This is a genomic window from Holtiella tumoricola, assembly GCF_027857615.1.
Classification (GTDB): Bacteria; Bacillota; Clostridia; order Lachnospirales; family Cellulosilyticaceae; genus Holtiella; species Holtiella tumoricola.
This window is the reverse complement of the sequence record NZ_JAQIFT010000061.1, coordinates 107461-129659: the sequence shown is the minus strand read 5'-3', so window position 1 is coordinate 129659 and position 22199 is coordinate 107461. Positions and strand designations below refer to the sequence as shown.

Sequence of the window (22199 nt, the reverse complement as noted above, 5' to 3'; positions counted from 1 at the left end):
AGAAAAAAATAATCAGCGAGGTGTGCTATGGCTAAATTACAAGAGATGATGAGCATCTATATTGTGCTTGTCATGCTAGGAGTAGGGCTGAACATGGCGTTCTTGAGGTATAAGACCTTTAAGCAAGTCAATCACTTAGAAAGAGAAGCACAATTTTCTAGAGTAGTAGGCTATATTTATATTGCTTTAGGCATATGTAGTGCGATTTTTTTAATAATAAATTAGACAACTAGAATGAGACCAATGACAAGAGAGGGTGACCTAAAGTGGATAATGTAAAGCAAGTTAATGAACCTAGTCGTGAAGATGCCTTTCATGATCAGGACAATAAACTCATCATTCCATTCGAAGAATCATTAGATAAGAATATAGATAACATTACTTATTTATTTAAAAATTGTACAGATGTGGTCAAGCGAGAAGTGAATATAGGAACGCTAACACCTATTCGTATATATGGTGTTTACATCGATGGGATGGTTAATCGTGATGTCTTAGAAAATTTCTTCTTAAGTCGTATCATTGATTACAAGAATTTAAATGGTGAACGCATTCCGATGACAGGTCCTAAGACACAGATTATTATGGATCATTTTTCTGCGACTTTTGATATTAGAGAAGCCGAGAACATGGATCAAATGGTAAGTGGAATCCTTTCTGGTGATGCAGCCATTTTTATAGATGGTGAAAAGAAAGGGCTTATTATTGCTTGCCGTAGCTGGCCAGTACGTGGAGTAGGTGCACCGGAGACAGAAGCTGTTGTAAGAGGACCAAGAGATGGTTTTGTAGAAACTATTCGTTTTAATACAGCTCTTATTAGACGTCGTATTCGTGATACCAAGTTAAAGGTAGAGATGACTTCTGTAGGGACAAGAAGCCGTACAGATATTGCTATTATGTATATGGAAGACATCGTAAGACCAGAGCTTGTAGAAGAAGTTAAAACACGTCTTGAAAAATATAAAATAGATGGTGTCTTTGATAGTGGCTATATTGAACAACTGATAGAAGATAGTTGGAAGAGTCCTTTCCCACAAACCCAATCAACAGAAAGACCAGATAAAGTAGCTTCTAGCTTAATGGAGGGGAAAGTTGCTATTGTAGTGGATACCTCACCGTTTGTTATTGTTGTACCGACGACACTCAATACCTTCTATCAAGCATCTGAAGACTACTATCAACGCTGGCAGATTATGAGTTTTACAAGAATTTTAAGATACATTGTATCCTTCTTATCTTTCTCATTGCCAGGTTTATATATTGCAACCATCAACTTCCATCCAGCTATGCTGCCCACATCCATTGCTGTGTCCTTAGCCGCCTCCCGGGAGGGGATTGTCCTGGCAAGTGTGATGGAAATGTTGGTCATGGAGATGGCATTCGAGCTGTTGCGGGAAGCTGGTATTAGGCTTCCAGGTCCAGTAGGACATGCTCTAGGTGTAGTAGGTGGTATCGTTATTGGGCAAGCTGCAGTAGATGCTAAGCTTATAAGCCCGATGATTGTTATTATTGTAGCCATTACAGCGGTAGCAACCTTTGCCATACCAGATTATGGTTTAACAGCAGCTTATAGATTGTTGCGCTATATTTTCTTATTTATTTGTGCCTTATTTGGGTTATATGGGTATTTAATTGCCTTTATTTTATTGCTTGCCCATTTATCTTCATTAGAAAGTTTTGGAACACCATTCTTAGCACCCTATACAGCAGGTGACCAAAATGATTATCGGGACTTTAGGGATACCCTTATTCGCTTCCCTATCTTCTTGCAAAATCGTAGACCACGTTATGCAAGAGAACATCAAAAAACACGTATTCGCTTAAGTGATGCAGATAGTGTAACAGAAACACCACCAGGACCTGATAGTGCACAAACAGCTACAGATATCCAAGGTGAACCAAGGGAAGGAGATGAATAAATATGTATACACATAATGCTAATGTATCTGTAAGACAAATGAAGATTTTATTCATCCTCCAGATGTTTAATATGTCTATGGTGATTTTGCCACGTATAGCAGGTAAAATGGCAGGGCATGATGGTTATTTGCTCCCTATATTAGGTTTTGCCTTTGGAGCAATCTATGTATGGAGTATTGTATCTTTATTAGAACGTTTTCCAGGTGAAGGCTTAGATACAATCGCACCTAAACTGATTACAAAAGGGTTAGGGTGGATTTTAATTGGATTATATGTCATTAAAGTGCTTATAGGAGCAGGGTTAGAAGTACGTATGTTTGCAGAAATGGTGTCACAGGTGTTATTACCTAAGACACCTTTACCAATCATTATTTTAATTTTACTTTTTGCTGTTCATTATTTAATTAAGTCAGGATTAGAAGCAAGTGGACGTATGGCAGAAATTGTAGCTTACTTTGTGTTTGTTCCATTAGCCTTTGTCCTTTCAGTAGTAGCCATCAAAACAGATTACAAGCAACTTATGCCTTTTATGACAGCTAGGCCAGATGGATTTATTAAAGGTGCTTACTTTGTAAGTATGACTTTTATGCCTTTGGAATTTCTACTGATTATAGGTAACCTTGTAAGTAAGCCTCATAAGCTTAAACATATAGGGCTTTGGTCAATAGGTATCATAAGTGTACTAGAAATTATTTTAATTGGTTTAACCTTTACAGGTGTAGGTATGGTGACTTCAACGAAACAAATTTGGCCAATGCTTACTTTAATGGAAAGTATACAGCTACCAGGTTCATTCTTTGAAAATCAAGAAATTTTCATGATGTCTTGGTGGATCCTAAGTGTATATATGTATATCTGTGGCTCTATGTATGTAGCAAGCCTAACCATTAGTAGATTGGCTCACTTTAATAGACAAAATGTTACTATTCTACCACTTATACCAATCGTATTCTTGATTAGTATGTATCCAGGAAGTTTAACAGAAGCGTATAGATACTTATTACATTTCAATGGGAAATTTGGTCTTCTTTTCTTATTCGTTGTACCCATTGTACTTATTGTAATAGCTAAGTTAAGGAAAAAGGGGGGTGAAGGTAATGCCTAAAAAGATTGTAAAATTAATGCTTTTGATAGGCTTATCATGTTTGACCCTTACAGGATGCTGGGATAGTACTGAAGTAAATAATAGATCTATTATCTTAGAGTTAGCAGTAGATAAGAATACGGACTATGCGTATGATACGACCAAGCTTATAGATGATCAACCAATCTATGACATCTACTATGCTATTCCTGATTATGGTAAGCTATCAGGAACCAATACTTTAGCAACCAATGTAGAAACCAATGTTGAGGTTCAAGCACCTACAATAGGAGCAAGTATTGATGATTTAGAAACCAAAAATAAAAATTCAGTAAGCTTTAGTCATGTCAAAGCACTCTTGCTAGGAGAAGAACTACTTAAAGATCCTGAGCTCTTTAAGCGTGCAATGGATTCTGTATCTCGTGATATGCTTATCGCAAGGAATGTGCCTCTACTCGCAGTGAATGGTGATGCTAAGCTAATTACTAAGGTAGAAAGTGAAGAGCAACCTATATTAGGGTTATATATTATGGATTACTTTAATAATGGCGAGCGTGCTTCTAGCTTTTTCAAAAAACAGTTAGTAGGTAATTACATTAGAGAAATGGATGACACAGGTGTATCAACCTTGCCACTATTCCATACAGAAAAAATAGATACCACTGACCCAGAAAGTAAAAGTACAGAGATTGATATAAGTGGTGCAGCAGTGATTCATGATTATGAATTAGTAGGTTATTTAACTAAAGAAGAAGTACGAAGTCAACTTTATATAGAGGGGCAAATCAAAAATACACCTGTTGTGATCTCTGATGAGGGTAGCCTGCTTAGCTATACTGTAAAAAGGCAGCAAAGTAAGCTTAAATTTGGAGAAACACAAACAGGCCCATGGTGCTTAATAGAAATAGAAGTAGAAGGTAATATCTCAGAATACCTTAGTGAAGAAGAATCCAAACTTATAAGTCCCCAAGGATTAGAAGAAGTTAAGCAAGCTATAGCAAATGAGATTATTAAACAAATCAATGTAGGTATTAACAAATCAAAAGAAATGAATATGGACTTCTTAGGAATAGGTGAAGCCTTCTATAGACAGCACCCTAAAATGTGGATGAAGTATCAACCAACTTGGCTTTCTACAAGCTATAGGAATCTACCTATTAGTATAGGCGTTGATGTATCTATACAAAGTACAGGTATTTCTGAATAAAGAAAGGGCATGAAAACTTATAGTAAAAGAGAAGGTCCGGGCAGCGCTATGCATGTGTCCTCTCTTTCGCTTTTGCTCAAATGGACTAAGAAGCTGTAAACTCATACTCAGGTAGAAAGCGCGAAAACTCGGCTACGCCTCAAACACTCGCGCAACCCCCTACCTTCATATTCGTTAACACCTTCTAAGACCACTCTTGAAAAAAGCTACAGTGAGGTCACCAGCATATCTTATGCCCTATTCTACTTTTAAGATGAAGTTTTCACTGTGTAGAACACACCGGTAGAAAGGGCAGACCTTCCTGTAACTTTTTTTGAGAACAAGCTTAGAAGGTGTTGATGAGTGCATGAATAGCCAGTTTTGAGTGTTTCTATGAATACCGAATGTAGATCTTCTTAGCTTGTTTGAGCAAAAGTGAAAGAGGATTGTACACACAGTGGAGCCTTTCCGCACAATATAAACAGTATTTACTTCTCAAGGCAAAAGAGCACCTCAGTTTATGAGGTGCTCTTTCTATGTCCAGGGTATTAAGATTGCTTACAAAAAACTAAAGTTTGAAGTGATCATACATCTCTTGTAATTCTTTAATGGTTTCATTAAGTGTTGTAGAGCGGTCACTGATTTGATATGCATAACTTGTTTGTTGTGAACTTTCTGCATTTACTTCTTCAGTTACGCTTGTAGAATTTTGGATAACTTTTGAGATATCTTCTAAGTTACCATATACAGAATTTTTATCTTCTTGAACTTGTTGAAGAAGGTGATTTACTTTTTGAATCTGCATGTCTACGTTGTGCATTTGATCTTGGATGTTAAGGAAAGTTTGAACTGTTTCATTAACAACAGGAATTTGGTTATCGAAAACTTTCATTGCTTTTGTTACTTCTGTTAAAGCAATTTCTTTTTTCTCTATAATGCATGCAACAGTAGATTCAATAGTTTTAATGGCATTACTTGTTTGTTCAGAGAGGTTACGAATCTCTCCAGCTACGACAGCAAAGCCGCGTCCAGCCTCTCCAGCACGAGCAGCTTCAATTGAAGCATTAAGGGCAAGTAAGTGAGTTTGTTTATTAATATTTGTGATTAAAGTCATGATTTGATAAATATTGCTTGCTTCTTCACCCAGTGATTTAACTTGATCAAAGATGTGCTGACTCATTCCAAGACTATTTTGAGTTTGAGTAGTAAGTGTATCAAGATGTGTTTTAGTATCTGCGCTCATCGTCATTGTATCATGAGAAGCAGATTGAACAGTTACAAGCATTTCATTGACATCATCAATGTTGGTTGAGAGTGTATCCATAAAGGTGAGAGAATGCTCAATACTTGCAGCTTGTTCACTAGCACCGATAGCAATACTGTCAATAGCATCTTGAACTTGAGCAGCAGAAGATGCTGTACTTGTTGAAAGTGTTTCTAGAATATTAGAGTTTTCTTGTACTCTAGTAGTTACATGTTTAGCTTGAGAAATAATAGCTTTTAAAGTGTGTAACATATCTAAGAATCCATCTAATAACAGTTTTGTTTCGTGATTCCCCAATTTAACCTTAGAAGTAATTTCATCTTCTAAATTTAGATCTCCTTGTTTAATACGTCCCATGTAGGATGAAATTTGGTTAAGTGCTCTTGTGATTTCTTTACTAATTAAGATACTAAGTGCAACTACAATCAGAAGCATTACTGCTACAATGACACCAATTTTAATGTAACCGCCATAAACATCTTTTAATAAAAGTTTAAGTGGTGCATCAATGATAATGTTCCAACCGTTTGAACATTGGGTAGTGCTGAGTAAAGTATTATGATTAGTTAAGCCAGTAGATTTCTCCTGTGCTATAAAATCATTTACAGAATCAATGATTTTATCATCTACAGATGTACCAATAAGTTCAGCTTGACTAGAAAGCATAATGTTGAAGTTATTATCTGTAATCATAAAAGGAATTTCATCATCAATATTAGCCACACGTAGAAGGTCTTGATAGAAGGTTGTATCAAGGCTGAATATTGCTATACGGTCAGACTTATCTGTATGTCCAGGGACTGTTTTTGCAATAAAAATATTAGATATTTTATAATCGGGTTCATTCACCCAAAACCAAGTGATTTTGTTTGAGTCGACTATCTTTTTATAGTGTTCTGAGTTTTTAAAGTCTGAAGATGTAAAGTACTTTGAAGCAACGAGTAACTTTTGAAAACTGCTTGTATCATGAATATAAGGTGTTTCATCTCCTGCTAAGATCATCAGGCCTTCTAGGTATTGATCAGTTGTTAAGAGGCTATTCATCTCAGGTTTAAGATTAATAGCAAGCCAAGTACGGTCAGCATCAGATAGGTTATCATATTGACTTGCATATGTACTAAAGTTGGTGTTAGATAAAATGCTTCCCATTTTTAATTGAACGGAGTTAATAGAGTAGTTAACATTATACGTAAGCTGATCAACTATTTTTTGTGAGTACATACTGAGTGAGTTTTGCATAGATTGCATAACTGTTGAATTTGAAAGATTAATAAGGATTAAGCAAGGTGTAATGGTTAAAATTAAAAAGAAAGCAATAAGCTGATGAGACAGCTTGAATTTAACAGAAATGTTTCTGAAGTGCTTAGACACATTGCTTGTTTTTGAATTATTAGATTTATTACTTTTGCTAAATTTGGAAAAAATATTAGTCTTTTCTCTTCTAAACTGAAAAAGATTTGGTTTGATATTAAATTTAGTTTTCATCAAAACTCTCCTAAATAATATAATTAAATAATATAATAATTGTACTACTTGTTTAAAAATAATTCAACAAAAGTATAAAAATGATTGAAAAGGTAACTAAATGATGCAAAATTAATATAATCTACATTAAAGTGGTATAATCTAATTTATGAGATTAATAAAAGGAAGTGAAATAAATGAGTTTGGTAAGTATTATTATTCCTATATATAACGTTCAAAAATATTTATCAAGATGTTTGGACTCCCTTTTAGCACAGACGCTAAAAGATATAGAAATTATACTTATTAATGATGGTTCTAGAGATAATAGCCTTGCAATATGTGAAGCTTATGCAAAGAAAGATAAAAGAATTATTGTTATTGATCAAATTAATCAAGGTGTATCCGTAGCTAGAAATACAGGAATAGCAAAAGCTACAGGTGAATATATAGGATTTGTAGATCCAGATGATTGGCTAGAGCCTAATATGTATGAGTTAATGGTAAATAAAATCAAAGAATCAGATTGTCCAATCTGCTTTTGTAATTATTATAAAGATGAAAAAAACAATAGTGTGCCAAAGGATTTTAAAATTGAGAAGGATCTTTTAGATAAGGAAGAAATAACAGACGTAATCATAAGTAATATGGTGGGAGCAGATGATATTATGCCACACTATAACTTTGTTATGGGATGTGTTTGGAGAGGTCTCTATAAAAAAAGCTTTATGGATCAATATGGACTAGACTTTGAGCCAGGGGTCAATATTATGGAAGACTTAGTGTTCAATATTAGAGCATTGCTGAAGGCAGATAAGCTTTGCATTGTACCAGATCACCTTTATCATTATGTACAAAATCCAACATCTATTTTACACAGCTATAAAAAGAATATGTGGGAAGATCAAATGAGAGTGCATGAACTCTTAGAACAATACATTATAGAAGCAGGTCTAGAGGAGAGAATGAGAAATCGCCTAGACATGCGTTATGTAGGTATGGCCTTTAGTGCTATCTATAATGAAGTACAGGCTAAAAATAAAGAAGATATGCGTAACAAGATGATTAAAGTCAAAGAAATCTGTGCAGATGAAAAGTTTAAAGTAAGTTTAGAACGCATACGCCCTATTAGAGGTAGTGAAGCCTCTGGTAAGCAAGAAGAAATCAGTGAAAAGAAAGTAGTTAACAAGCGTAACAGTAAAAAGGGCATTAATAAAAAGGAAATAATTAAAAGGGAAGTAATTAAAAAAGAAACGTCCAAAAGAGAAATAACTAAAAAAGAAGTTAAGAAGAAAGAAAGTAATAAAGAAGAAACGACTAAAAAAGAAGTAAGCAAAGAAACTCAGCGCCGATTTATACAGATTATTAATAGAAAAATAGATAAAGAAGAAAATAAAAAAGAGCTGGCAGCTCAAGATACAACTGCCAGACGTCTTAGTGTAAAAAAGAAATCAGTAATAAAATAAATTATAATAGCCCATGACAAGAGCTGCCAGAGCAGGAAGGTAGAGATAAAGAAAGTATTAATAAGAGGTTGTAGCGCATACACACCTACAAGGCATAAGCTCATCCATGCAATAGAGAAAGGCAGGCAAATGAGACCTTGAAAGTTGGGGCGCACATTGGAGTAATCCCAGTACAAGATCCCCCAGAAAGATTTGATTAAAAAACCGCTCATATACTCTACTGCAGTAGGTACAATCAAAGCTAGTACAAGCATAATAAAAAAGTTAGAACCAAGTACATCTTTAAAAAACACTAATAGGGTCATAGCAAAGCCATACATTGGTTTAAAAGGTCCGTATAAGAAGCCTTCGCTTTTGAAGTGCTTACGTGTAAATAAGGCATAAAACTGTTCAATCACATAACCTAAAAAAGAGTATAGTAAGAAATTGAACAATAAATAACTCCACATCATGAATACCCCTTTTCCCATAAAATAGATAATTTTAATATCTACTAAAAAAGGGAAAAATATGCATTAATTATTTTTGATAGGTGTATAAAATAAGTTTAGAAGGCAATACTCCTCATAGATAGATTTGAGGAGGATAAGGCCATGACAAAATGGGTTAATAAATATTGGTTAGAAGTTATTTACATATCAAGTGTTTTATGTTTTGTAGGAGTATTTGCACTACTCTCTATGTCGGAGTATGCAACGACCATGTCGCAAGGACTTAGTGAGAGCGTTATTCGCTTCCACGTACTTGCAAATAGTGATACCAAAGAAGATCAGTTACTTAAGGAAAACGTAAGAGATGCAGTCCTTCTTTATATGGAACCTATTCTTAAAGATTCTCCAAGTATTGATGAGACACGTAAACGCATCAATACACATTTAGAAGAGATTACACAAGTAGCTGAACAAGTGATTGCAAACTGGGGTAAGGACTACAGCGTTTATGTAGAACTTAAACATGAGGACTTCCCAACAAAAACCTATGGAGATATTATTTTTCCAGCAGGTAACTACGAAGCATGCCGCATTGTAATAGGAGAAGGTGCAGGACAAAATTGGTGGTGTGTTATGTTCCCACCATTATGCTACGTAGATGCAGCGACAGGCGTTGTACCATTAGAAGGTAAGGAAGAACTTAAAGAAAACTTAACAGATGAACAATATGAGATTGTAGCATTTCAAGCGGACAAACCTTATGATGTAAGATTTAAAATCGTAGAATGGTTTAATAAATAAAGGTCGTTATCAAACGACCTTTTTTTATTTCAAATATTTATTGGAATCACTTAAAGTTTTTACAAAGGCCAAGTTTCGCAAATAGGCAAGTCTTGAATATTTATAATAAAAGTAATACAATTAACTTTAACTGTAGGAATGAAGGGAGAAAGAGGTATCATGAAAGAGAGTATATTAGTGTTATTTGGAGGGCAGTCTTCAGAGCATGAAGTTTCTTTAAAGTCAGCAACTACGATTATTAATCATATGGATACAGATAAATTTGAGATTTACCCAGTAGGGATTACAAAAGAAGGTAAATGGTTACTCTATACAGGTAATAACCTAGACTTTACAGCAAATAGATGGCAAGAAGTAGGTATTCCTGCTGTTCTAAGCCCAGATGCGACAACAAAAAGTTTAGTGGTATTAAAAGAAGAAGAGCCACCAGTGTATATCAGAATCGACAAAGTATTCCCAGTGCTTCATGGTAGAAATGGAGAAGATGGAACAGTACAAGGTCTTTGCAAATTAGCAGAAATTCCATTTGTAGGTTGTGGTGTACTTGCTTCAGCTGTATCTATGGATAAAGCTTTCACTAAGATTGTAGTGAAAGAAAAAGGTGTACCACAAGCTGATTTCGTGCTTGTGTATGAAAGAGAAATGAAAAATGCAGATCAAGTGGTAGCAAAAGTAGAAGGTGCTTTTGGTTACCCATACTTTATTAAACCAGCCAATGCAGGTTCATCTGTAGGGATTTCAAAAGCGCATAATAAAGAAGAACTCATTGCAGGTATCTTAGAAGCGCTTAAACATGATACAAAAGTACTTATTGAAGAGACAATCATTGGACGTGAAGTAGAAACAGCTGTACTTGGAAACGGCGATGTACAAGTTTCAGGTGTAGGTGAAATTCTTGCTGCAGCAGAATTCTATGATTTTGATGCCAAATACAATAATGCAGAATCTAAAACAGTTGTAGATGCCAATTTAGATCCAGTAATTAAAGAACAAATTAGAGCATACGCAAGAGATGTATTTGAAGCAGTAGAAGGCAAAGGTATTTCTCGTATCGACTTCTTCGTAAAAGAAGATGGTAGCATCATCTTTAACGAAATCAATACATTACCAGGATTCACTTCTATCAGTATGTACCCAATGCTCTTTAACGCAGCGGGTATCGAAACACGTGAGCTTGTAACTAAATTACTAGATTTTGCAAGCCTTTAAGGAGAACATTATGGACAATAGACCTATAGGCATATTTGACTCGGGCGTAGGGGGACTTACAGTAGTAAAAGCAGTGATGGAACGTCTAAAACATGAGTCCATTGTGTATTTTGGAGATACCGCAAGAGTACCTTATGGGAGTAAATCCAAAGAAACTGTGACTAAGTTTTCAGCACAAATTATTCGTTTCTTAGAAACACATGATGTAAAAGCCATTGTTATTGCATGTAATACAGTCAATGCAAACTGTATAGAAGAGTTACGTGCTATGTTCCCACACCTTCCAATTGAAGGTGTGGTAGAACCTGGCGTACGTATGGCACTTAAGGAGACACGCAATAATCGTATAGGCATTATTGGAACAGAAGCAACCATTGCAAGTGGTAAATACCCTTACTTATTAAAACAACAAAATCCCAACCTTGAAGTATTCGGTAAGGCTTGTCCACTCTTTGTCCCTCTTGTAGAAGAAGGATGGGCAAACCATAGCATTACCAAAGAAGTTGTACAAGAGTACTTATTACCACTAGCAGAAAAGAATATTGATACTCTTATATTAGGGTGTACCCATTATCCAATGCTTACTCAGACTATAGGAGAAGTATTAGGAGATGGAATTACACTCATTAACCCAGCTACAGAGGCAGCCTTTAGCCTCAAACGTCTACTCAAAAGCCAAGATATGCAAACAGAGCATACAGAGGCGACGTACAAGTTTTATGTAAGTGACCACACATGTCGTATGCAAAAAATGGCGCAAGTCTTTTTAGACTATCCAGTAGAGTATGTAGAAAAGGTAGATATTGAAGCATATTAGATAGACATCCAACAAAACTCCCAAGTTATTGAACCTCAATGGCATGGGAGTTTTATTTCAAGGATATACTATAGGTAAGAATAAATGCTTAGAAGGGAGAAGAAAACATGTTTCAAGAGATTGAAAAAAAGAAAACTCTTTTAGATAGCAAACGTCCATTAAGACCGGAGGTATTAAATAACCTCAAACAATACTTTGATGTAGAGCTTACATACAACTCAAATGCTATAGAAGGTAATACATTAACCATTACAGAAACCAAGGTAATACTAGAAGAAGGATTAACCATTGGTGGAGGAAAAAGCTTAAGAGAGCATCTAGAAGTTATTAATCATCAAGAAGCGATTAATTATATAGAAGATATCGTTAACAAAAACCTAGATATTACTGAGAGAGTCGTTAAAGATTTGCATGCTATTATTTTAAAGAGTATAGATAATAAGAATGCAGGCATTTATCGAAAAAATAATGTTCTCATAAGTGGTAGCAAGCATAGGCCAGTAGAATATATGTTGGTAGAGGAAAAAATGGATGAACTTTTAAGTTGGTATAATGCTTCTAAAGAGCAACTCCAACCTATAGAGCTCGCGGCACTTTTCCACTTCAAATATGTCTATATTCATCCTTTTATTGATGGGAATGGGCGAACTGCAAGATTGCTAATGAATTTAATTTTGCTACGCAATGGTTATCCAATGGCTATCATTAAGAATGAAGATAGAAGTGAATATATGAAGGCATTAGAAATGGCAAGTGTTAATGGGCAAACGGAGGCATTTGTAAGCATTATAACAAGGGCGGTAGACAGTAGTTTGGATACTTATTTATATATGTTACAATAATTTTATTAAAGTGATTGAAGGAGACATAAGATGGAAACTAGAAAATTTAAATTAGTAACAACGCAAAAGTATGAGTCACATGATAATGTAGATGAAATGATCGTAGAGGGTGTAGTTGCTGAACGTAATGGTAGCCAGTACATTAAATTTGACCAAAAAGATGCAACCCATAATATAACAGTGAATAACCTGATTAAACTTAAAGATGGTGTTGTAACCATTAAGCGCTCAGGTGCATTATCTTCAAATATGGTTTTTGATACAGCTAAGCCTTATTCAACAAGTTATGAAACAGAATATGGACAACTTGATTTATTAGTGACGACTCATGAGATTAAAAGTCAATTTGGTGAGGATGTAAGCCTTATGATTCAGTATGAAATGATGATGCAAGGAAGAAAAATAAGTGATAATATATATTTTATAGAGAGTACAAAATAATATTTGCACTTTAAAAGTCGAAAGGGGTTTGGATATGAAGATTAAAAAAGCTATTATACCTGCAGCAGGTCTTGGGACAAGATTCTTGCCTGCAACAAAAGCACAACCTAAGGAGATGCTACCAATAGTAGATAAACCAACGATTCAATATATCGTAGAAGAAGCTGTAGCTTCTGGTATTGAAGATATTGTTATCGTAACAGGTCGTACGAAAAAAGCTATTGAGGACCATTTTGATAAGTCTGTAGAACTAGAAATGGAACTTGAGAAGCATGGAAAAGATGAGTTACTTGAGATTGCAAGAAATGTATCTCAAATTGCAAACATCTATTATATCCGTCAAAAAGAGCCTAAAGGGCTTGGACATGCAGTCCTTACAGCAAAGAACTTCATTGGGGATGAACCTTTTGCTGTCCTTTTAGGAGATGACGTCATTACATCCGAGACACCTTGTCTGAAACAAATGATGGACATGTATGAAAAATATGATTCAACCATTTTAGGTGTACAGACAGTAGCAGATGACCAAGTTAATAAATATGGTATTGTGCAAGGCGATAAAATTGCCGATAGAATGTATACAGTGGAAAATATGGTGGAGAAACCAAGTATTGGTGAAGCACCTTCAAATGTAGCTGTACTTGGTCGTTATATCATCACTCCAGCGATCTTCCCTCTTCTTGAAAAACAAGAAGCAGGAGCAGGTGGAGAAATTCAACTTACTGATGCCCTTTGTAAATTAGCACAGCAAGAGAAGATGTATGCATATGACTTTGTAGGTAGACGCTATGATGTAGGAAGCAAACAAGGATTCTTGGAAGCTACTGTAGATTTTGCATTAGATCGAGCAGACTTACGTGATGAATTCATGGCTTATTTACAAGAAGTTGTGAAGAGAGGGTAAGTGCTAAAGGGAGGCAGCGCATTGAAAAGAGCAATACGCGTGGCAGTTGCAAGTTGGCTTATATTAGGGTCAGCTTGCACAACTTTTGCCATAGATCATAACTATCTTACACAAGAGGAATACGAAAGCTTAGAAAGTTCAATTGTCTATTCAGATAAAGGCATCGTTGTAGAAAATGAGCCAGGACTGGGGTATCTTGTATATAGAGATGCAGCAGGAACAGAAAAAGTAGCTAAATATTATAGTGGTGAGATAAAAGTAGAGAAACAACCTTATTATGATGAGGAAGATAGAATCGGTTATATTGACCAACTCTTCCCTACTTTTAATTTTGATAATCGTGATACAACGATAGGTAATATAAAACCAGGCGACAATATTTATATCCAGTTTGATGATGAAGGTTACATACAATACATAAGCGCATACAATGACTACATTGTACGTTACGGAAAAGTACATACATTTAATATGGGTGCGGGTAGTATGAGAAGTTTAGTACTAGAAGATAGTACAGGTAGACTTTATCACTATAGTATTGGCCAAGATACACCGATTAGCAAAGCCAGTGTACCTTACTCTTTAGGGAAACTTAAAGAAGGAGAATGGGTAAGATTACTTGTTAATCAACGTATACTCGGTGCAGGTCAAATCGAAGAAACCGTAGAAGAGATTGTTGTAGATCCAGATAGTAAGGTCATATCTGGGATTTATAGAGGTGAATTGGTGAGTGTGAATCCTTATCAAAATACTATTGGCATTAAGAATAACCAAGTTCTACAAAAAAATGGTTGGGGGAGGTATGAATCTATCAATCAGCTTCGTGTAGATCCAAAGACTGTAGGTACCTATTACCTGGGAAATGCAGTATCTTTTGACTATATCAAAAATAGAATTAAAAGCTTAGATGGCTATGTGTATGCAGCAGTAGAATCTTTTAGAGGTAAAGACGAAGCGGTTAAGCTCAACTTCCAAACCAAGAAACAAACCACTTTAGAGCCTACAACAGTAACCTATGCTTCACCAGGGGTGGTTAAGCTCTTAACAGGAGAACAAATCTATCTTGCAGATGATGCCATCATTGTAAGAGAAAATCGTCTAGTAGGTCCAGCAAGTATTATGGTAGGGGATCGCATTCAAGCAACTATTACAGGTGAGAATAAACTTGCCGCTGCAAATATCCTACAAGGGGTAGCAGAAGGTAGTTTAGAAGTTTATAGAGGACGTATTAAACGTATTGATAATTACCAAACCTTTGAAGTAGAGACCTTCTCCCTTTTAGAAGATGGTATATGGTATTACCATCCAACACCACAAACCTTTAGTATTCAAGCAAATACCAAGTTCTTAACAGAAAAAGGCATTCAGATGAATGGTATAGATGAGTTCTTAACTTATGGGGATAACTCCAAAGAAAGTGAAGTCTATACAATCATTGCAAAAGGTGGAGAAGCTGTAGCGATTAGTAGTATGCCATATAGTAAAGAAGCTATAAGAGGAGAGGCGTACCTTAGTGAGTCAGGAGATATTCGCCTTAAAGACACTTATTACTACGATCGTACGAAGAAGCGTTGGGCACTTTTAAGTCGTAAAAATGCAACTGTGAACGTAGAAGTTTCACCAAATACAGTGATTGTAAAAGAAGGACAACTGGTATCAGCAAAAGCTATAAAACCAGGAGATAGTTTAATGGTGATGATGGAAAAAAGTATCCAAGATCAAAATAAACAAGATAATAATACAGGCAATGAAAACAGTGTAACAAGTTATACAGCCAAGTCTTATATTGTTATCGTAGAGTAAGGAGACAAGATGAGAAAATTTGCAGCATTTATATTGACATGGATTATCGCAACCACACCTCTTCTTGCCTATGAAGGAGAGATGGGGTACTTTGGAGGCACAGTGCCTGGACAGAAGCTACTTACAACGACTGAAGCAGCAAATACCAAACGTAGTACTTCAAAAATTACTTTACCTTATAAAGAAACCATTTATTTAACAGGGGAACCAGTAGTGGTAACAGGTACCATTCAGTTTAAACCGAATGAAATAGATAAAGAAAAAGGCTCTGGAAACTATACAGAAAGCTATGTCATCAAAGCAGAAGATGCCAGTGGAGAAAGTAAGATTACACGTACCATTTCATTAGAAACCAATTACCTATATGATCCTGTAGCAAGACAGACGACTAAAACAACCGAGATGAAAAAATGGACAGAGTTAGCTGTAGTAAATGGCAATACCTATCAGTTAGATGGCAAGCTCTCTTCTTTTTCAAAAAGTATAATAGAAGACTATACCCCAGGTGCAACTTACTATAGAGGTGATGTGAGTTATGAAGCTGTCTATAAAGATGTAACAGGGGGTGCAAACAATGTAACAGTTACTGTAAATGGACCAATCTATGGCTATGAACATAACTTTGCGAAGACAGAAACACAAAAAAGAAGTATTACCATTGAAAATGGTAAACAAGGCTATTACATAGAAGAAATGCCAACCTATACGGTTCATAAAGAACTTCAATATGGAGCCAATGAGCCAGATGCCATCAGCTTTGCAGGGAACTACAAAGAGATTATTAGAGGGGAAGGTTCTAATACTTACAATATTATTGCAGGTAGTCCAAACCTTTATGATAATGAATCAGTAGGTAGCTACAATGTATTAGACACACCAAAGATTGAACAACTTTCTGCCGTAAATCTTTCGAAATTCAAAGGGCACCCAGCAGAATCAGACATTAGAAAAATGTATAGTCTTAAGATCTTCACAGAAGATATCAGTAGTTTCTCACCGGATAAAGTTGTTACAAGAGGTGAATATATTAAGATGCTTGTAAATGCACTAGGTATAGAAGTACTAGATACCGAGGAGAAGAAGTCGAATAAGAAGAAAGATGAAGAAGAGGTTGTAATCTTTACAGATATCTCTAAGACAAGTCCATATTATCCATATGCAATGGCGGCCTACAATGCAGGCCTTATAAGTGGAGGGACATTCTCCGGCAGTATGCCTCTTACAAGAGAAGCGATGATTCAACTTAATGTAAAGGCAGTAGGACTAGAACGATTAGGTACAGGTGCAACTCAAACTTCTTATATAGATGATGATAAAATTGCTGTATGGGCCAAACCAGCAGTCTACGCTGCAGCGCAGCTAGGCATCGCACCAGATAGTAATGATTACTTCTTACCTAAGAAGCAAGTCACTTATAGCGAAGCAGCAGCTATGATGAATCAATATTTAGACTACCTACGCTATGAACTACAAAAAGATTATAATGATAAAATGATGCCATAAGACATAATTGCTTATAAGGGAGTAACACAGAGAAGAGACTGTGTTACTCCCTTTTGCTATTAGAAAAGAGATGTTTTAAATGTAAAAGAGTAGGTGTAGATCATAAGGGATTGATTAAGGTGGTAAAACGGCTGTAAGTTGATGAAAACATAGTCAGTATAAGGGGTGCAGCAATAAAGGTATAATATGGATAAATATAGATTAGTTTAATATTTTAACTAAATATTAATAAATATTAACTGAAATGAGAGTACAGAAAAAATTTCCATATTGTTCAAGGGTAGGGTACAAGCCTTGGGAATACAAGAAAGAACCATATTTGTATATTTCTGTAAGATTACACTAACATTACAAACGGATAAAAACACTTGATAACACAAGGAAATGTCTTGTATAATCATCATGTAAACAAAAACGAAGAGCAACGACGGTAGGCGTAACCACTTATTAAAAGTATATTAAAAAATATTAAATAAGTATTACAAAACATTACATACACATCAGCCGAGTCGCTGGCTTAAGACAACTTAGGGAGGCTTTATTATGAAATTACGTCAAAAATTAGCTGTAGTTTTAGCTTCAGCAATGATCATTACAGCAGTACCAGTAGTAACTAGCGCTGCATCAACAAACGGGTTCAACAAAACTTTATCAATCGTAGCTGATAAAGAAATCACAACAGCACAAGGGTTAAACCTTACAGTAAAATACGATGATAGTGCAGTAAAAACAATTGCGAATGGTACAAAAGATACTTTCTTCGTAAATGCAACAGATTTCAAATTCTTAAATGACACAAACGTATACACAGGTGTTGAAAAAGACGGTGTTACAATTACACGTTTATCTGACACTCAATTAAAAGTTGAAGTTAAAGCAGGTACAAACCTTACAGGAAAAGAATTAGAAATCGCTATTGCAGGTACACCATCAAAAGGTACACCAGCAATTATCGTAGATGCAGAAGATTCATTAGCTACATCTGGTAAATATGCACTTTCAACTTCAGAAATTGTAACAGATAAAGTATTAACTGCTACAGCTGGTGATGTTAAAAACATTTCTATCGATGGATATGGTTCAATTGCTGATATCACAATCGAAGAAAAAGCTGCAGATACATTATTAGAAAAAGGTGAAGTAACTATTACATTACCAAACAGCTCAGAATTAAACTTCAATAGCACATATAAAACAGCTCAAGAGATTGAGATTGCTGCAAACAGAGGTCTTTCATCAGCATCTATTAAAGCAACAGCTAAATACTTCGAAGATGCAAATGGAAAACAAGATAGCAAAAAACTTGTAATCACTCTTACAGGAAACAAAACAGCAAGTAGAGGTTCTGTAGTAATTAAAGGAATCAAAGTTGAAGCTGAAGACAAAAAAGCTGATGTAGCTACAGGAGAAGTTAAAGTAACTGTTAAAGCTAATGGTATGGAAGATACTAAATTAGTAGTTGCAAACGTAGCAGATTTTGGTGTTAAACTTAATGTAAAAGAAGAAGTAGAAGTAGTAGCAGGTAAAGATGGCAAAACAGTAAAAGTAACATTAGAAGAAAGTGCGATCGACAGCTTAAACAAAAAACAAAACGTTTACTTCACAGTAGATGGCGCTAAAATTGATGCATCATCTCTTAAAATTGTAGAAGGTGCAAAAGACATCATTACAGCTGCAAAAGCTGATGATGAAGTAGAACTTACTTTAGATGCATCAAAACTTACAGCAGATGCAATTAACAAAGTTGTATTTGAATTTGCTGTAGAAGGTAAAGCTGCTAACACAGGAGATATCGTTTTAAAAGCAGAAAGTAGAGCACTTGAAAATGATATTGAAGTTAAACTTGGTACAGTTAAAGAAGCTGTTAAAGTAGAAGCTCAACCAATGACAGTTAAAGTTGGTCTTAAAGGTCAAAAAGGTGGTCAAGTTGTTATCACAGAAACAGATGCTGAAATGTTACCACGTGGAGAACAAATCATCGTTGAAGTTGCTAAAGATAGCACAAAAGGTATCAATGTAACAGATGCTACAGTAGAAGCTAAAGATGTAGAAATCAAAGATGTTAAAGTAGAAGATGGTAAAATCTTCTTCACAATCGCTAGAACATCTGAAGAAGCTGGTACAATCACAATCAAAGATATTACAGTAGATACAGATAGAACAGTTCCAGAAGGTTCATTCGATTTAGTAATCGGTGGTAAAGCGATTTCTAAAGATAACACAAATAAAGTTTCAGATTCAAAAGATGCTAAATACTTCGAAGATGCAATCACAGTAGCTGATTTCTTCGTAGTAGGTACACCTAACACAGAAGACAATGCTGCAAACGGTCTTAAAAAAGGTACAGGTATCTTTAAAGTTGGAGAAAAATCATACACAGTAAATGGTGAAGCAAAAGAAATGGACGCAGCTCCATACATTGCAAAATCAAACCGTGTAATGGTACCAGTAAGATACGTATCAGATGTATTCGGTATCAATGGTAACGATGTACTCTTCTCTAACGAAAATGGTGGAACAATCACTATCTTTGCTGGTAATAAAGTACTTCAAGTAGTTAACGGAAGCAATATTGCACTTGTAAACGGTGTTAGAGTTCCTATGGACGAAAAAGTATCAATTGTTGATGGTAGAACATACGTACCAGTTGGTGAAATGGGTAGATTATTAGGTGTTGATGTTGAGTGGTCAAACGAAACAAAAACAGCTACATTCTCAAATAAATAATTCAAGATAATAAATTCATCTATTAACATTCCCCTAAAAAGGTGGCATAGTATACAGACTATGTCACCTTTTTTACGTTATGATTACGAATAACACTAAAGGATTGTATTTAAAAAACAAAGGTCTATACTAAAAATGTATACATATATCAAAATATAATCTAAAGGAGAATATAAGATGAAAAAAAGAAATAGAAAAATACTATCCTTTATCCTATTAAGTTGCATGACATTAGTGAGTATGCCAGTTGGTTTAAGTGCTAAATCAACCAACAATTATAATAAAGAGATTTCAGTTGTTCAGGGAACAGAAGTAGATATACAAAAAGGTCTTGTATTTAATATGACTTTTAAGGCAGGAGAATTACAAAGAGGAGCTACATTTGAGATTCAAGCAAAAGATTTTGACTTAAATCGTAGTAATTATAATGGTATTAAGGTCCAAGGCGCAACAGTTATCTATCAGTCAGGTAACAAATTAAAAGTAGTGGTAGATAAAACATCAAAAGAGACAACAATTAGTATTCCTGTTTATGGGACTGTACTCAAAGGTAATCCAAGACTCATTGTAGAAGAGGATTCAGTAGCTACATCAGGTGAATATATAATTGGTGTAAAAGGACAAGTAGACCGCTATGGTTTAACTATATCAACAGGACAAGTACCTAATATATCAGATACAGCAAATGGACAGTTAGCAGATATCATTATAGAAGAGAATGCAGCTGGTACATTAGTATCTGGTACTAAAGTTAGATTAAAGTTACCAAGTGCAACAAATCTAAAATTCCGATTACCTGACACAGATGCTAAAGGGTATGCAACATCTGTAAAGATAGAAGGGATAAGAGGTTTAAATGGTGAAAATATTAGAGTTAAAGCAGAGTATATAGATAATAATAGCAATGAATTATTACTCACGTTAGTAGGTATACAACCATCTTCAGCTAGAGGTGGCATTCAGATCAAGGGTTTAGAATGCCAAGTTGATAATAAAAATAGTCAAGTAGCTTATGGTCCGGTACAGGCCACCATTAGACTAGATGATGCAGATACAACAACACTTACTGTTGCGAATGTTAGTGGAGAGGGTATTAACCTAAAGGTTAAACAGCCTATTAAGCTGACTGCAGGCAAAGGAAGCCAGACTGTAGAAGTGACGATGAGTGAAAATGTTGCAGGAAGTTTGAGTAGACGTAATGATGTGTACTTTGAAGTAAAAGGTGCTAAGATTGTGCCAGGAAGTCTCAAAATGATAGGAAGTGCAGCAGTTACAATTAAAGAGGAAATAGGTGTAAAAGGAAAAGAAGTTACTGGTTTTACTGTAGATACTAGAAAAATAGATCCTACACGTATTAACACTGTAACATTCTCCTTTGATGTACAAGGTGAGGCAGGAACAGAAGGTCCGATAGAGTTAATAGCAGATTCTATGAAATTAGAAGAAAAAGTTACAATTGGTCAAGTAGGATCAGCTCTTGCAGTGACAATGAATACCATCAATCTTAAACCAGCGCTTAAAGATCAAGTTGGTGGTAGTATTACAATAAAGGAAATGAGCTCAGGCATATTCGAGCGTGGCAGTCAACTTGTTGTCTCTATAGGTAGAGGTGCAAGAGGCATTAGCTTTACAGATGCTAAAGTAGAAGTCAAAGATATGAAATTAGGTAATATGAAAGTAGAAAACGGAAGTATTATACTGGATATTGATAGGGGCTCAGATGAAGGTGCTACCATTAGATTAACAGACCTTGAAATGTATGTTGATGCATTAGTAGAAGAAGGAACCTATGACATTGTTCTGAGTGGTAGTGCAGTTTCTGATAATGAAAAAGATAGAATCGTTCTTAAGGATAAGATTAAGGTAGCTAAACAAGCAAGTTCTAATAATCAACAAGAATCAAATGGCCTAGCTAAAGGCACTGCGTCCTTTAAGATAGGCGAAAGAAACTACATTGTGAATGATAAAGTGAAAGAAATGGATGCAGCACCTTATTTATCATCTTCAAGTCGTGTGATGGTACCAGTTAAGTATGTATCTGATGCTTTTGGTATTACAGAGGATAAGATGCATTTTGATAAGGAAGATGGAAAAAGTGTTGTTATTATAGAAGCAGGTCAACGTACACTTAAACTTATAGATGGTAGTAATTTAGCAGAAGTGAATAATGTAGTGAAACCAATGGATGATAAAGTAACCATCTTAAATGGTAGAACTTATGTACCTGTAGGAGAGATGGCTAGGATGTTAGATATAGATGTAGAGTGGTCTAATGAGACAAAAACAGCTATTTTTACCAATAAATAAGAAGATACAAAGGTGTTATTAAATGGTAAA

At 35.2% G+C, this 22199-nt stretch carries 17 protein-coding genes; 15 read left to right on the top strand and 2 right to left on the bottom strand.

All coding sequences use genetic code 11. The features are described from left to right. The first annotated feature begins 27 nt into the window (after positions 1–27). Genes PBV87_RS17325 through PBV87_RS17310 form a run of 4 tightly spaced genes read left to right on the top strand, consistent with a single transcriptional unit; the run spans position 28 to position 4211 of the window. Positions 28–225 carry a CLC_0170 family protein gene (locus PBV87_RS17325; protein WP_053982944.1) on the top strand — a complete coding sequence of 66 codons (198 nt, stop codon included), beginning with the start codon at positions 28–30 and terminating at the stop codon, positions 223–225. Positions 226–266: 41 nt separating this feature from the next. After that, the gene (locus tag PBV87_RS17320; RefSeq protein WP_271013124.1) at positions 267–1919 is read left to right on the top strand and encodes a spore germination protein; all 1653 of its coding nucleotides are present in this window, start codon (positions 267–269) and stop codon (positions 1917–1919) included. A 2-nt stretch (positions 1920–1921) separates the two neighbouring features. Next, positions 1922–3025: a GerAB/ArcD/ProY family transporter gene (locus tag PBV87_RS17315; RefSeq protein WP_271013123.1), complete on the top strand. Its 1104-nt coding sequence runs from the start codon at positions 1922–1924 to the stop codon at positions 3023–3025. Continuing rightward, entirely contained in the window at positions 3018–4211 is a 1194-nt protein-coding gene (locus PBV87_RS17310; RefSeq protein ID WP_271013122.1) for a Ger(x)C family spore germination protein, read from the top strand. The genes PBV87_RS17315 and PBV87_RS17310 overlap by 8 nt, the downstream gene beginning before the upstream one ends. A 547-nt stretch (positions 4212–4758) precedes the next feature. Here the strand turns inward: PBV87_RS17310 and PBV87_RS17305 are convergent. Beyond that, positions 4759–6939, bottom strand: coding sequence for a methyl-accepting chemotaxis protein (locus tag PBV87_RS17305; protein WP_271013121.1), 2181 nt, complete (start codon positions 6937–6939; stop codon positions 4759–4761). A gap of 176 nt (positions 6940–7115) precedes the next feature. Between PBV87_RS17305 and PBV87_RS17300 the strand changes: the two genes are divergently transcribed. After that, on the top strand, positions 7116–8384 hold the full coding sequence (locus PBV87_RS17300) for a glycosyltransferase (protein WP_271013120.1): 1269 nt from the start codon (positions 7116–7118) through the stop codon (positions 8382–8384). Here the strand turns inward: PBV87_RS17300 and PBV87_RS17295 are convergent. Then, positions 8330–8833 carry a putative ABC transporter permease gene (locus PBV87_RS17295; RefSeq protein ID WP_271013119.1) on the bottom strand — a complete coding sequence of 168 codons (504 nt, stop codon included), beginning with the start codon at positions 8831–8833 and terminating at the stop codon, positions 8330–8332. The genes PBV87_RS17300 and PBV87_RS17295 overlap by 55 nt on opposite strands. A gap of 144 nt (positions 8834–8977) precedes the next feature. On the opposite strand from PBV87_RS17295, the gene spoIIR reads away from it, so the two are divergent. The 10 genes from spoIIR (at position 8978) to PBV87_RS17245 (ending at position 22169) form a co-directional block, all read left to right on the top strand. Next, positions 8978–9616, top strand: a complete 639-nt coding sequence (gene spoIIR / locus PBV87_RS17290) for a stage II sporulation protein R (RefSeq protein WP_271013118.1) — start codon at positions 8978–8980, stop codon at positions 9614–9616. Positions 9617–9775: 159 nt separating this feature from the next. Then, entirely contained in the window at positions 9776–10825 is a 1050-nt protein-coding gene (locus PBV87_RS17285; protein WP_271013117.1) for a D-alanine--D-alanine ligase family protein, read from the top strand. Between the two features lie 10 nt (positions 10826–10835). Further along, entirely contained in the window at positions 10836–11642 is an 807-nt protein-coding gene (murI, locus tag PBV87_RS17280; protein WP_271013116.1) for a glutamate racemase, read from the top strand. Positions 11643–11749: 107 nt separating this feature from the next. Further along, positions 11750–12484 carry a Fic family protein gene (locus tag PBV87_RS17275; protein ID WP_271013115.1) on the top strand — a complete coding sequence of 245 codons (735 nt, stop codon included), beginning with the start codon at positions 11750–11752 and terminating at the stop codon, positions 12482–12484. 30 nt (positions 12485–12514) lie between these two features. After that, entirely contained in the window at positions 12515–12925 is a 411-nt protein-coding gene (locus PBV87_RS17270) for a YwiB family protein (protein WP_053982954.1), read from the top strand. 34 nt (positions 12926–12959) lie between these two features. Next, positions 12960–13829 (top strand): UTP--glucose-1-phosphate uridylyltransferase GalU, encoded by an 870-nt coding sequence (gene galU, locus PBV87_RS17265; protein ID WP_271013114.1) that lies wholly within the window; start codon positions 12960–12962, stop codon positions 13827–13829. Between the two features lie 21 nt (positions 13830–13850). Further along, positions 13851–15632 carry a hypothetical protein gene (locus PBV87_RS17260; RefSeq protein WP_271013113.1) on the top strand — a complete coding sequence of 594 codons (1782 nt, stop codon included), beginning with the start codon at positions 13851–13853 and terminating at the stop codon, positions 15630–15632. A gap of 9 nt (positions 15633–15641) precedes the next feature. Then, entirely contained in the window at positions 15642–17135 is a 1494-nt protein-coding gene (locus tag PBV87_RS17255) for an S-layer homology domain-containing protein (RefSeq protein WP_271013112.1), read from the top strand. A 543-nt stretch (positions 17136–17678) separates the two neighbouring features. Beyond that, positions 17679–19862, top strand: a complete 2184-nt coding sequence (locus PBV87_RS17250; RefSeq protein ID WP_271013111.1) for a copper amine oxidase N-terminal domain-containing protein — start codon at positions 17679–17681, stop codon at positions 19860–19862. A 177-nt stretch (positions 19863–20039) separates the two neighbouring features. Further along, entirely contained in the window at positions 20040–22169 is a 2130-nt protein-coding gene (locus PBV87_RS17245) for a copper amine oxidase N-terminal domain-containing protein (RefSeq protein ID WP_271013110.1), read from the top strand. Positions 22170–22199: the final 30 nt, after the last annotated feature.

Coding starts and splice junctions, on each gene's coding strand:
- PBV87_RS17325 (WP_053982944.1), top strand. CDS start 28: ATGGCTAAATTACAAGAGATGATGAGCATCTATATTGTGCTTGTCATG.
- PBV87_RS17315 (WP_271013123.1), top strand. CDS start 1,922: ATGTATACACATAATGCTAATGTATCTGTAAGACAAATGAAGATTTTA.
- PBV87_RS17310 (WP_271013122.1), top strand. CDS start 3,018: ATGCCTAAAAAGATTGTAAAATTAATGCTTTTGATAGGCTTATCATGT.
- PBV87_RS17305 (WP_271013121.1), bottom strand. CDS start 6,939: ATGAAAACTAAATTTAATATCAAACCAAATCTTTTTCAGTTTAGAAGA.
- PBV87_RS17300 (WP_271013120.1), top strand. CDS start 7,116: ATGAGTTTGGTAAGTATTATTATTCCTATATATAACGTTCAAAAATAT.
- PBV87_RS17295 (WP_271013119.1), bottom strand. CDS start 8,833: ATGTGGAGTTATTTATTGTTCAATTTCTTACTATACTCTTTTTTAGGT.
- spoIIR (WP_271013118.1), top strand. CDS start 8,978: ATGACAAAATGGGTTAATAAATATTGGTTAGAAGTTATTTACATATCA.
- PBV87_RS17285 (WP_271013117.1), top strand. CDS start 9,776: ATGAAAGAGAGTATATTAGTGTTATTTGGAGGGCAGTCTTCAGAGCAT.
- murI (WP_271013116.1), top strand. CDS start 10,836: ATGGACAATAGACCTATAGGCATATTTGACTCGGGCGTAGGGGGACTT.
- PBV87_RS17275 (WP_271013115.1), top strand. CDS start 11,750: ATGTTTCAAGAGATTGAAAAAAAGAAAACTCTTTTAGATAGCAAACGT.
- PBV87_RS17270 (WP_053982954.1), top strand. CDS start 12,515: ATGGAAACTAGAAAATTTAAATTAGTAACAACGCAAAAGTATGAGTCA.
- galU (WP_271013114.1), top strand. CDS start 12,960: ATGAAGATTAAAAAAGCTATTATACCTGCAGCAGGTCTTGGGACAAGA.
- PBV87_RS17255 (WP_271013112.1), top strand. CDS start 15,642: ATGAGAAAATTTGCAGCATTTATATTGACATGGATTATCGCAACCACA.
- PBV87_RS17250 (WP_271013111.1), top strand. CDS start 17,679: ATGAAATTACGTCAAAAATTAGCTGTAGTTTTAGCTTCAGCAATGATC.
- PBV87_RS17245 (WP_271013110.1), top strand. CDS start 20,040: ATGAAAAAAAGAAATAGAAAAATACTATCCTTTATCCTATTAAGTTGC.